This window comes from Teredinibacter purpureus, from assembly GCF_014217335.1.
Taxonomy (GTDB): Bacteria; Pseudomonadota; Gammaproteobacteria; order Pseudomonadales; family Cellvibrionaceae; genus Teredinibacter; species Teredinibacter purpureus.
This window is the reverse complement of sequence record NZ_CP060092.1, coordinates 3,038,965-3,051,651: the sequence shown is the minus strand read 5'-3', so window position 1 is coordinate 3,051,651 and position 12,687 is coordinate 3,038,965. Positions and strand designations below refer to the sequence as shown.

Annotated in this window: 10 protein-coding genes; all 10 read right to left on the bottom strand. The window is 45.8% G+C overall.

What is annotated here, in order from left to right:
- Positions 1–162 precede the first annotated feature (162 nt).
- Positions 163–486, bottom strand: coding sequence for a DUF4156 domain-containing protein (locus H5647_RS13435; protein ID WP_045859254.1), 324 nt, complete (start codon positions 484–486; stop codon positions 163–165).
- 234 nt (positions 487–720) lie between these two features.
- Positions 721–1,593, bottom strand: coding sequence for a succinate--CoA ligase subunit alpha (sucD, locus tag H5647_RS13430; RefSeq protein ID WP_045859252.1), 873 nt, complete (start codon positions 1,591–1,593; stop codon positions 721–723).
- Positions 1,593–2,759 carry an ADP-forming succinate--CoA ligase subunit beta gene (sucC, locus tag H5647_RS13425; RefSeq protein WP_045859250.1) on the bottom strand — a complete coding sequence of 389 codons (1,167 nt, stop codon included), beginning with the start codon at positions 2,757–2,759 and terminating at the stop codon, positions 1,593–1,595. Before sucC ends, sucD begins: the two co-directional genes overlap by 1 nt.
- Positions 2,760–2,873: 114 nt before the next feature.
- Complete coding sequence (gene lpdA, locus H5647_RS13420) at positions 2,874–4,328, bottom strand: dihydrolipoyl dehydrogenase (RefSeq protein WP_045859249.1); 1,455 nt, start codon at positions 4,326–4,328, stop codon at positions 2,874–2,876.
- Positions 4,329–4,419: 91 nt separating this feature from the next.
- The gene (odhB, locus tag H5647_RS13415; RefSeq protein ID WP_045859248.1) at positions 4,420–5,634 is read right to left on the bottom strand and encodes a 2-oxoglutarate dehydrogenase complex dihydrolipoyllysine-residue succinyltransferase; all 1,215 of its coding nucleotides are present in this window, start codon (positions 5,632–5,634) and stop codon (positions 4,420–4,422) included.
- A gap of 86 nt (positions 5,635–5,720) precedes the next feature.
- Positions 5,721–8,558, bottom strand: coding sequence for a 2-oxoglutarate dehydrogenase E1 component (locus H5647_RS13410; protein ID WP_045859246.1), 2,838 nt, complete (start codon positions 8,556–8,558; stop codon positions 5,721–5,723).
- A 229-nt stretch (positions 8,559–8,787) separates the two neighbouring features.
- A complete protein-coding gene (locus H5647_RS13405) occupies positions 8,788–9,492 on the bottom strand; it encodes a succinate dehydrogenase iron-sulfur subunit (protein WP_045859242.1) in 705 nt (234 codons plus the stop codon).
- Between the two features lie 19 nt (positions 9,493–9,511).
- The gene (sdhA, locus tag H5647_RS13400; RefSeq protein ID WP_045859240.1) at positions 9,512–11,284 is read right to left on the bottom strand and encodes a succinate dehydrogenase flavoprotein subunit; all 1,773 of its coding nucleotides are present in this window, start codon (positions 11,282–11,284) and stop codon (positions 9,512–9,514) included.
- Entirely contained in the window at positions 11,284–11,655 is a 372-nt protein-coding gene (gene sdhD, locus H5647_RS13395) for a succinate dehydrogenase, hydrophobic membrane anchor protein (RefSeq protein WP_045859238.1), read from the bottom strand. The genes sdhA and sdhD overlap by 1 nt, the downstream gene beginning before the upstream one ends.
- Positions 11,649–12,023 (bottom strand): succinate dehydrogenase, cytochrome b556 subunit, encoded by a 375-nt coding sequence (gene sdhC, locus H5647_RS13390; RefSeq protein ID WP_045859236.1) that lies wholly within the window; start codon positions 12,021–12,023, stop codon positions 11,649–11,651. The genes sdhD and sdhC overlap by 7 nt, the downstream gene beginning before the upstream one ends.
- Positions 12,024–12,687 lie beyond the last annotated feature (664 nt).

Here is a 12,687-nt window from a genome sequence, read left to right as displayed (position 1 = left end):
AAGTTGCTGGCTTATATGGAGATGCTCGAGCAATAATTCAAGGGATTAGATAACCTTATGGATTGAAATTAAGGTTATCTAAGGGATAGCATTGACTACAGGCGCCAAAAAAAATAGAAATACTGGGTATTTACAGCCAGGAGACGTCGTACACTTATCGGCTTAACGACACTGATATAGACCGAAACGCTGTTTACCTTCCATTGCTGGCCCCTCAGCGACAATGGTATCAGCGTCGAGTGCAACTGCTTCATTGCGGGCAAGCGTCAAAAGCTCATTAGCAACTTTACTTGGGTTTCGATTAATAAACCCCACTTTATGTGTCACCAACACCGTGCTCGTCACCAGCTTCTCACAGTCTTGCACTACGGCCGCCTTCACCAAGGCAATACTCTCAACCCCCTCTACAGGCTTGACCCAAGTGCAGCCCATGCCAAACAATACCGCTCCTACGAAGCTTAACAAGACTATAAACTTTGCTTTCATCTCAATTCTCACCTTTCTATTGTCGGAAAATTGCATACTACCATGATGGGAAATCTTTCGACGAGCGGGCTAATGCATATTCTTATAGAACCACAACCGTCGACTCTGGCAGCACTCAAAAAGTATATTTAGAACGCTTTTCTTTTCAGTCACCAGCAACGCTAAAGTACAAATTTCAGACGTAAAAAAAGCCCTTGCTTTTCAACAAGAGCTTTTTGCATACAGATTAAAAAACTACCAGCCGGTAATTTCTTTTAAGCCATCACCAATCTCAGCCAAGCTACGCACAGTTTTAACACCAGCATCTTCTAGCGCAGCGAACTTCTCATCAGCTGTGCCCTTACCGCCAGATATTATCGCACCTGCGTGCCCCATACGCTTGCCCGCCGGAGCGGTAACACCTGCAATATAGGAGACGACAGGCTTAGTGACATGCTCTTTGATATAAGCCGCTGCCTCTTCTTCTGCAGTGCCACCAATTTCACCAATCATAACAATCGCTTCAGTCTTTTCATCTTTCTCAAACAACTCGAGAATATCGATGAAGTTAGAACCAGGAATAGGATCACCACCAATACCAACACAGGTTGACTGACCATAACCATAATCAGTCGTTTGCTTAACCGCTTCATACGTTAATGTACCGGAGCGTGAAACAATGCCAACCTTACCCGGCAAATGGATATGTCCAGGCATGATACCAATTTTACATTCACCAGGCGTAATCACGCCGGGGCAGTTAGGGCCAATCAGCTGTACACCAAGCTCATCGCACTTTACTTTACACTCAAGCATATCGAGAGTGGGTATACCTTCAGTAATACACACTACCAATTTCACACCGCTATTTGCCGCTTCTAATATAGAATCTTTGCAGAATGGTGCAGGCACATAAATAACCGATGCATCAGCGCCAGTAGCCGCAACGGCTTCAAGCATGGTATTAAAAACAGGCAACCCCAAATGCGTTTGGCCGCCTTTTCCTGGCGTAACTCCGCCAACCATTTTAGTGCCGTACTCAATGGCCTGCTCTGAATGGAATGTACCTTGTGAACCGGTAAACCCCTGACAAAGTACTTTAGTGTTTTTATCGATTAGAACGCTCATTATTTGGCCTCCGCAGCTTTTACGACTTGTTGTGCGGCATCAGTCAAACTGGTGGCAGCGATAATATTCAAACCACTATCAGCGAGAACCTTGGCCCCTACTTCAGCATTATTTCCTTCTAAACGACACACCACTGGAATTTTCACGCCAACTTCTTCAACAGCACCAATAACGCCCTCAGCAATCAAATCACAACGTACAATACCGCCAAAGATATTAATCAACACCGCCGATACATTTTGATCCGATAAAATAATTTTAAACGCTTCTACAACGCGTTCTTTCGTCGCGCCGCCACCCACATCAAGGAAGTTAGCGGGTTCTCCACCGTGCAATTTAACGATATCCATTGTGCCCATCGCCAAACCTGCGCCGTTAACCATACACCCGATATTGCCATCGAGAGCTACGTAGTTGAGTTCCCATTTTGCAGCATGCGCTTCACGCTCATCTTCTTGTGAAGGATCGTGCATTTCTTTTAGAGCAGGCTGACGGTACATAGCATTACCGTCAATATTAATTTTTGCGTCTAAGCAATGCAGGTTACCTTCGGTCGTGATAACAAGTGGGTTAATTTCTAATAACGCCAAATCTTTCTCTTGAAACATTTTGGCTAAGCCAAGAAAAATTTGTGTAAATTGCTTAACTTGCTTGCCGTTTAATCCAAGCTTAAACGCTAACTCACGCCCCTGATAAGGCTGAGCACCTGTTAACGGATCTATTTCCGCTTTCAAAATCTTTTCTGGTGTTTCTTCGGCTACTTTTTCAATCTCTACGCCGCCTTCCGTAGACGCCATAAAAACAATACGCCGTGTTGAACGGTCGACAACAGCCCCCAGATATAATTCTTGCTCAATATCAGTACAATCTTCAACCAAAATACGACTAACCGGCTGCCCGTTCTCGTCCGTTTGATAGGTCACCAAGTTTTGGCCTAGCCACTGCTGAGCGAACGCTTCTATTTCAGCTTTAGAAGATACAAGCTTCACACCGCCCGCCTTACCTCGACCACCCGCGTGAACCTGCGCCTTTACGACCCACTTCTTACCGCCTAATACGTCTACAGCATTAGCGGCCTCTGCCGGTGTTTCAGCGGCGATCCCTTTTGATACAGGCAAACCGTATTCAGCAAATAGCTGCTTACCCTGATACTCATGTAAATTCATTGTTGCTTCCCATAGTTCCCTAGCAAGCTGTTCAAGCCGTGCGAGGAACAGTTATTAAATCGATCCCGCCGACTTTTTGGGCCGACCGGTATTTAGGTACGCTTTATTGTTTTGCTATTTGCGTTTTTTTCGGTTGGGCATGTGAATCGCATGCCCATTAACTGCTAATGCCGCTTCCTTAACTGCTTCAGAGAATGTTGGATGCCCGAACACAGTCATACCAATATCTTCTGCACTTGAGCCAAATTCCATGGCAATAGCAACTTGTTGCACCAAGTCAGGCGCGCATGGGCCAACAATATGAGCGCCCAATACGCGGTCGGTTTCAGCATGGGCAATTATTTTAACCATGCCATCCGATTCATCAGCAGCTACCGCACGGCCAATGGCCATAAACGGAAAGGTGCCAACATTATAGGGTTCGCCGTCAGCTTTAATTTGTTCTTCCGTACGCCCAACCGCTGCAATTTCTGGATGGGTATAAATTACGTTAGGAATAATATCGTAATTCATAACGGTCTTTTGGCCTGCGATGCGCTCTGCGACCATTACACCTTCTTCCGAACCTTTATGCGCAAGCATTGGCCCACGCACAACATCACCAATAGCCCAAACGCCTGGCGCACTAGTAGAACACAGGTCATTCGCATAAATAGAACCACGCTCATCCAGCTTTACACCACTGTCGTCTGCTAGCAAACCGTCTGTAAACGGACGACGCCCTACACATACAATTAATTTGTCGAACGTTTCTGTAGCTTCATTGCCGTCTTTATCGGTATAAGTAACAACAACTTCTTTAGCGCCTTTTGATACCACAACTTCGGTACCCGTAACACGGCAACCTAAGCGAATATCCAAATGTTGCTTCTTGTAGATCTTTTGAGCTTCTTTAGCAATTTGCTGATCCATTATCGCTAAAAAGGTATCCATCGCTTCGAGCAGAACAACTTTAGAGCCCAAGCGGCTCCAGACACTGCTTAACTCCAAACCGATAACTCCAGCACCGATTACACCTAAGCGTTTCGGTACTTCTTGAAAAATCAGTGCGCCGGTAGAATCGACAATGACATCTTCATCAACAGGTGCTACCGGTATTGCGACTGGGATAGAGCCAGACGCTAAAATGACATTTTCAGCATCCAAAATTTGCTCTTTGCCTTCAAAATTAACATACGACACTTTACGATTTGCTAATAATTTACCGGTTCCAAATAACGAGGTCACTTTATTGGCTTTAAACAAGCCCGATACACCACCGGCCATTTGCTTAACGATGCGCTCTTTTCGCTCGATCATTGACGGTACATCAATATTAATATCGCCAGTAGTGATACCGTGACCCGCAAATGCTGAATTCGCCTCATGGAATTTATGAGAGCTGTCGAGTAAGGCCTTAGAAGGAATACAACCAACGTTTAGACAAGTGCCACCGTTAACGCCTTTTCCATCTTTTCCTTTCCACTTTTCGATACAAGCGACCTTCAGACCGAGCTGTGCAGCACGTATAGCGGCGACATAGCCGGCAGGACCAGAACCGATAACGATAACGTCGTATTTGTCAGACATAGGATGAACCCCAAAAGTAATGTATATGCAATTTTAGAATAATTGAAAACCGGGCTGGCTACGCTGCCAACCCGTATTTAATAACGTAGGACTATAGCTCTAACAAAATACGCGCTGGATCTTCGATCATATCTTTAATCGCAACCAAGAATTGAACAGCTTCTTTTCCGTCAATAATGCGATGATCGTATGACAGAGCCAAATACATCATCGGTAGAATTTTCACTTCCCCATCTACCGCCATAGGCCGATCTTGGATTTTATGCATACCCAAAATTGCGGCCTGCGGTGGGTTTAATATAGGGGTGGACAATAACGAACCAAATACACCACCATTGGTGATAGTGAAAGTACCACCCAGCATCTCGTCAATGCCAATTTTACCGTCGCGACCACGCAAACCAAAGTCGCGTACACCATTTTCAATTTCGGCAATGCTCATATGTTCAACATTGCGTAATACCGGTACTACCAACCCTTTCTGAGTAGAAACCGCAACGCCAATATCTTGGTAACCATGATAAACAATATCGTTTCCGTCAATAGACGCATTAACCGCAGGAATACGACGTAAGGCTTCAACGGCAGATTTCACAAAGAACCCCATAAAACCCAAACGCGTTCCGTTATGCACTTTTTCAAAACGATCTTTGTATTGCTTGCGAAGCTCCATTATCGGGCCCATGTTAACTTCATTAAAAGTCGTTAACATTGCGGTATTTTGCGTCGCATCCAATAAACGTTCGGCAATTCGAGTGCGCAAACGTGTCATTGGTACACGTTTTTCAATGCGTTCACCTGTGATCGGAGCCATTGGCTCTGGCACTGATGCAATTTTTACCGGAGCAGCAACCGCCGCTTTTACTTCTACCGGTGCGCTAACCTTATAATTGGCAACATCCTCTTTAGTGATGCGACCACCTTTACCTGTACCAGTAACGTCCGATAGATTAATGCCCTTTTCATCCGCTAATTTTTTAGCCGCCGGTGCAGCAATAATTTCCGATGCTTCAGCAGAATTCGTTGCTGTAGCAGGCTCTGAGTTGCCCGCGGGTGCAGCACCTGCACCGCCTTCACTAAAGGTTGCAATAATCTCGTTACTCGTAACGATATCGCCTTCTTGTTTTAGGATCTCTTTCAATACACCATCTGCCGGAGCAGGCACTTCTTGCACAACCTTATCGGTCTCGATATCAACAATAACCTCGTCGCGAGAAAATGCTTCGCCGGGCTGTTTGTGCCAAGTTGCAATGGTGCCTTCCTGTACAGATTCAGGAAACGTAGGGACTTTGATTTCGTTACTCATTTTCAAATGTGTCCTTGTCGCTTATTAGCTAAAAAGTCGTTACTCGTAATAAACAATGATTAATAAACGTGGATCAACGAACGATTTTAAACACTCGTATCCAATGCTGCATTTACAAATTTATTCAGTTCATCTAGGTGGGTCGACATATAACCTGCCGCAGGAGCTGACGATGACGCACGACCAACATAACGCAAGTATGCATCTTCGTTAACGCGTTCAACCACCCTTCGCATACGGTGCTGACTGGCATACCATGCGCCCTGATTCATGGGTTCTTCTTGACACCATACGACATCATTAACATGCCCGTAAGGTTTCAACGCAACCCGCAGATCTTCTTCAGGAAAAGGATATAACTGCTCTATGCGCACCAGAGCCACGTCATCTTGTTCGCGCTCCTCACGAGCTTCGAGCAAATGATAATAAACTTTACCGCTGCACAAAATTACGCGCTTGGCATTTTCACCGGCTACTTTTTCATCGCTAATCACGCTCTGGAAGGTGCCGTTGGCCAGCTCTTCCAACGAAGAGGTCGCTAACTTATGCCGAAGAATCCATTTTGGGCTCATAACAACAAGTGGCCTACGCATGTAACGAATCGCTTGGCGACGTAACATGTGATAAACCTGCGCAGGAGTCGTCGGTATACAAATTTGTATATTATGCTCGGCACAAAGCTGCATAAATCGTTCTAAACGTGCAGACGAATGCTCTGGCCCCTGCCCTTCATAACCGTGCGGCAGTAACATAGTTAAACCACATAAGCGCTGCCATTTATGTTCGCCACTGGTAATAAACTGATCGATAACGACCTGTGCGCCGTTTGCGAAATCACCAAATTGCGCTTCCCAAATAACCATTTTGCCAGGCGTTGTTGTAGCGTAACCATACTCAAAAGCCAATACCGCTTCTTCTGACAAGAAAGAGTCGTAAATATCAAATTCTGGTTGGTCGGGCTTTACATTCTGCAAAGGAATATAACTTTCACCATCTTTCTGATTATGGATCACAGCATGACGGTGCGAGAACGTACCTCGACCGACATCTTGCCCGGTCAAACGTATAGCGTAATCTTGTTTTAACAAGGTCGCGTAGGCAAGCGTCTCGGCCATACCCCAATTAATGGGTAATGCACCACCAGCCATTTTCCGCCGATCGTCGTATATTTTTGATACTTGACGCTGTACTTGAACGCCATCAGGAATATGACTTATTTGTTCAGCGAGCGCCTGTAGCTCTTGAATGGGATAAGTACTATCGTAAGGTGTTTGCCAATCATGGCCAATATAGGGAGCCCAATCAACAAACAAGGAAGAATCTGGCTCGCTGACAAGACCTTGTGCAACGTGCTCTCCACGATCCAATGCTGCCCTATAATCGTTAGACATCGTATTGGATTCTTCTGCACTTAAAACACCTTCGTTCACCAACTGTTCGGCATAAAGCGTACGCGTTGTTTTTTGCGCTCGAATAGCTTTATACATTAGAGGCTGCGTAGCAGAAGGCTCATCCGTCTCGTTGTGTCCGCGACGGCGATAACACACTAAATCCACGACAACATCTTTTGCAAACTCGTTACGGTAATCTGCCGCCAAATTCGCTAAAAACGCTACGGCCTCTGGATCATCGCCATTGACGTGAAAGATTGGGGCTTCGATCATTTTAGCAACGTCTGTTGCATACTCGGTAGAACGAGAATCCTCTTTCAGGCTAGTAGTAAAACCTACTTGGTTATTAATAACCAGGTGCATCGTACCGCCAGTTTTGTAGGCGCGAGTTTGTGACATTTGGAATGTTTCCATCACAACACCCTGCCCAGCAAACGCAGCGTCGCCATGGATCACAACGGGGACAACGTTGTTACCCTTAGTGTCAAATCGACGATCTTGTCGTGCTCGAACAGAACCTTCTACAACAGGCGCAACAATTTCAAGGTGAGATGGGTTAAAGGCCAGAGCAAGGTGCATTTCGCCACCGGGCGTCATAACATTCGAAGAGAAACCCTGGTGGTACTTAACATCACCAGAAGTATCGACTAACTTCTTACCTTCAAATTCATCAAATAACGCAACAGGGTTTTTACCTAAAACATTTACTAACGTATTGAGACGGCCACGGTGAGCCATTCCAATAACCATTTCTTTTGCCCCATAGCCGCCACAACGATTAATGAGCGTATCCAATAACGGTATTAGGCTCTCACCACCTTCAAGACCAAAACGTTTCGTTCCAGGGTACTTACTGTCTAAATGGCGTTCCAACCCTTCAGCAGCGGTCAATCGACGCAGCAAATGAAGCTTTGTTTTCTCGCCAAAATCAGGACAAGATCGACTGCCCTCTAAGCGCTGCAACAACCACCTACGCTCTTCATAATTCGTGATATGCATAACTTCGGCACCGATCGTACCGCAGTATGTTTTCTCCAAATCGGAAATAATTTCGCTAAGAGAGGCTTCTTGATAACCAAACGACAAATCGCCGGTTTGAAACACAGAATCTAGATCTGCTGTGTTTAGACCATGAAACCCCAAATCAAGATCTTGCGGGCTGCGTCTTTCGCGTAAGTTTAAAGGGTCTAACTTGGCTTTTTGATGGCCACTTAACCGATAAGCATTAACCAGCTGAACAACCTCAACTTGCTTACGCTCATGGGCAATATTGGCAGCACCTTCACCTGGGGCAACCATTGGGCGAGCGCGGTTACGACCCAGTAATTCAAAATATTCAATAATTTCAGAATGGCGTACATCAACCCCTGTACCACCATTAACGGTGGGAAGCTTTTCGAAATACTCTCGCCACTCTTCCGGCACAGAGTTAGGGTCCTGTAAATATGACTCGTAAACGTCTTCCACGTATGCAGCATTGCTACCGGATATGTGGCCCGTTTTCCAGAGTGCCTCCATTAAACTTTCTTGCATGGTTTTAGTCACCGCGTAGAAAAGCTTGCGAAGTTAAGAGTGCAAGCACGAACTCAATAATCATTTTTCATTCAAATTAGCGCTCAAGCTAATCAGTACAAAAACTCGAATCTCTATTATCGAAGAAACCGAAGTAGTGAAAACCACTAAGCTCCGCCAACTTAAATTGAGCAGGTGCCATACCGACACCCTACCCCTTCAATTTAACCATTCCGGTCAATTGAGCCTTCTAAGTGCCACGATGCAACAGCATGCTTCGGATATGACCGATGGCGCGTGTAGGATTTAAGCCCTTCGGGCATACATCAACACAGTTTTGGATGCCATGACAGCGGAATACACTAAACGGGTCATCTAATTTACTTAGACGCTCCTCAGTAGCCGTATCACGACTATCGGCCAAGAACCGATAGGCCTGCAACAAGCCTGCAGGGCCAATAAATTTATCGGGGTTCCACCAAAATGACGGGCAACTTGTTGAACAGCAAGCGCACAAAATACACTCATATAGCCCGTCTAACTTTTCGCGCTCTTCAGGAGACTGAAGCCGCTCAATTGCCGGTGCTGGAGCGTCATTTTGAAGAAAAGGGTCAACCTTACGAAATTGAGCATAAAACTGACTCATATCGATGATTAAATCACGAATAACGGGCAAGCCAGGTAGTGGACGCAATACCAATTTGTTCTTTTTGACACATTCCGATAATGGCGTTACACAGGCTAGCCCATTTTTACCTGAAATATTCACACCATCAGAGCCACAAACGCCCTCTCGACAAGAACGTCGGAACGTTAGAGAGGGATCCTCCCCCTTCAGCATTTCTAACACGTCCAAGACCATAAGGTCTCTACCTTGAGTATCTAGCTCATAGGTTTGCATATAGGGTTCTTTGTCCGTTTCAGGATTGTAGCGATAAACTTCAACTTTCAGCATAGTCTTTTGCACCCTATCTCTAGTAGGTACGAACTTTAGGTTCGAAGGCTTCCATTGTTTTCGGCGTGAAATTCACGTCACGCTTAGTCACACGCTTTTCTCCAGGGAAGTACATGGAGTGGCACAACCAATTTTTATCGTCGCGTTCCTGGAAATCTTCCCTTGCATGCGCACCACGAGACTCCTTTCGCTCTTCGGCTGCGATAGCCGTGGCCTCAGCAACTTCAAATAGGTTTTGAACTTCCAACGCTTCAATACGCGCAGTATTAAAGGCGTTACTTTTATCTGATAACGATACGTTTTCAATACGAGAACGTAACGCCGCCAACTTTTTAATACCTTCCTGCATAAACTCACCTTTACGGAAAACACCAAAGTGATTTTGCATGATAGCTTGCAGCTCAGCCCGAAGAACTGTTGCATTCTCACCGGAAGTACTTGTATTAACCTTGTTCAATCGAGACATCGCGGCATCCATATCTGACGCGCTGGGGTCTCTAAGCTCAATACCCTCGCGTAATGCTTTCTCAATATAGAGACCAGAAGCGCGCCCAAACACCACAAGATCCAGTAATGAATTACCGCCTAAACGGTTAGCGCCGTGAACCGATACACAAGCAACTTCACCACATGCGTAGAAGCCTTCAACAACGGTGTCTTCGCCTTTTTCATTCTGCGTTAGCACTTGGCCATTAACATTGGTGGGAATACCGCCCATCATGTAGTGGCACGTTGGAACAACAGGAATAGGTTCTTTAATGGGGTCTGCATGCGCAAATGTTCTAGAAAGCTCTAAGATCCCCGGCAAACGCTGATTAAGAGTATCGGCGCCCAAGTGATCCAACTTTAAAAACACATGATCGCCATTTTCACCGCAGCCACGCCCCGCCAATATTTCTAATACCATAGAGCGAGCAACTACATCACGACCGGCCAAATCTTTCGCGTTCGGCGCATAGCGCTCCATAAAACGCTCACCATCTTTGTTGACAAGATATCCACCTTCGCCTCGACAGCCTTCAGTAACTAACACACCAGCACCGTGAATACCTGTTGGATGGAACTGCCACATTTCAATATCTTGCACAGGAAAACCACTACGCAGCGCCATGCCAATACCGTCACCGGTATTGATATGTGCATTGGTAGTAGAAGCAAATATTCGACCGGCACCACCCGTTGCAAGAACCGTGGCTTTAGACTTGATATAGACGACTTCACCGTCTTCCATATTAATAGCGATAACACCACATACCGCGCCATCTTGGTTTTTAACTAAATCAACAGCAAACCACTCATTCAAGAAAACGGTGTCGTTCTTAACATTGCCTTGATAAAGCGCATGCAATAAAGCGTGACCCGTACGATCTGCCGCTGCGCACGTCCGAGCCGCCTGACCACCTCGGCCAAAGTCCTTAGATTGCCCCCCAAACGGCCGCTGGTATATACGACCATCGTCTGTACGAGAAAACGGCAAGCCCATATGTTCCAACTCAAAGACCGCCTCTGGGCCTACCGAACACATATATTCAATGGCATCCTGATCGCCAATATAATCGGAGCCTTTAACGGTGTCATACATATGCCAGCGCCAATCATCTTCTGGGTCTGAGCTACCAATAGCGCAAGTAATACCGCCTTGAGCCGATACCGTATGAGACCGTGTAGGAAAGACCTTAGTGACCACGGCGGTCTTAAAACCTGATTGCGCCATCTGTAACGCTGCACGCATACCTGCGCCACCGCCACCAATCACAATACCGTCGAATGAAATTGTTCGGATGTTACCCATTAATTGAACCCCCACAAAATCTCAACGCCCCAAACGAGGAAACCAACATTGATTAGTGCATAGAAAAATAATATAAACATACGTAGCGCTAAAGCAGAGCGACCCATCATACGTGTTGTGACATAGTCTGTGAGAACACCCCACAAACCAATCCAACCATGCGCGATAGTGCACACTAAAACTAAAAGGCTGAATACGCGCATCCACAGCTGGCCGTACAATCCCGACCAGTCATCAAACGTCATGCCCGGATGAAACACTATAAAGCCCACCACCAAAACAGTATAAGCGGCAAGAACAACAGCACTAAAACGCTGCACGAGCCAGTCGTAGAGGCCGCTGCGCCCCCAAGTTGTTACGGCCGTTACCATACCCAGAACCCCGCAGAAATGATTAACACAACAGAAAGGAATATGGAGATCTTGGCGCCAAGCTTTCCACCTTCTAGTGACTCACCTACACCTAAGTCCATAATAAGATGCCTAACACCGGCAACAAAGTGATAAGCCAGTGCAGATAGCACAGCCCATAAAATTAGTTTTGCCCATGGCAGCGCCATCAAGCTTGCTAATTCGTCGTAGGATTTTTCGGAGGACAAACTCATATCAAGCATATAAAGCAATACGATCACACCGCCTAGCATTACCACACCGGAGACGCGATGCAATATGGAGACAATTGCCGTTACAGGAAACTTAATAGTTGAGAGATCCAGATTAACAGGTCTGTTCTTATTCACAGTCGTGTTGCACCTTGGTTACCAGGGTTAGAATAAAATTTGTTCGGCCACTTTCCATTAGCTTCGCTGCTCGCAACAACGGCCAATTGACAACGCTGCCGATAACAAACCGATAACAACCACTTACACACTCAGACAAAACTAAATTTGCCGTACTCGGAGCTACGGGCAGACAGACTGCGAAGGGCCGGTACCAATAAAACCATTGGCGAAGCAAGTCGAGTTTACTGAATGTGTTAGGGAAGGCGATTTTAACGATTAACGCGCCACAACCTTGCGCGAGCGCGCCTTTGGAAACGCGCGAAATTATAGTTAGACGACAGTAAAATTACAATTATTTATAAGCACTTAAGGCACAATATTAATCCTATGCATAGCACTATACGCACCACATTGGACAAATAAACAAAATGTTCACCATAACGGAACATAAAGACTAAAAATCAACCATTCCTTTTTTATTAAAGCAGGTTTTTTTGATTCTGCTCAGCGCAAGACTACACTTAAGAGAGCAAAATTCTCTATAATCATGCCTCTTCGCAGGGATAACTCTCGCTAGAGGCGCTCATCAATGTCTACTTATTGACCAACACCCTCTAATCGATCTAACTTTGTACAGCCCAACACAGCGGCAGCATTATACTAATGTCCACTGCTGCGAAGT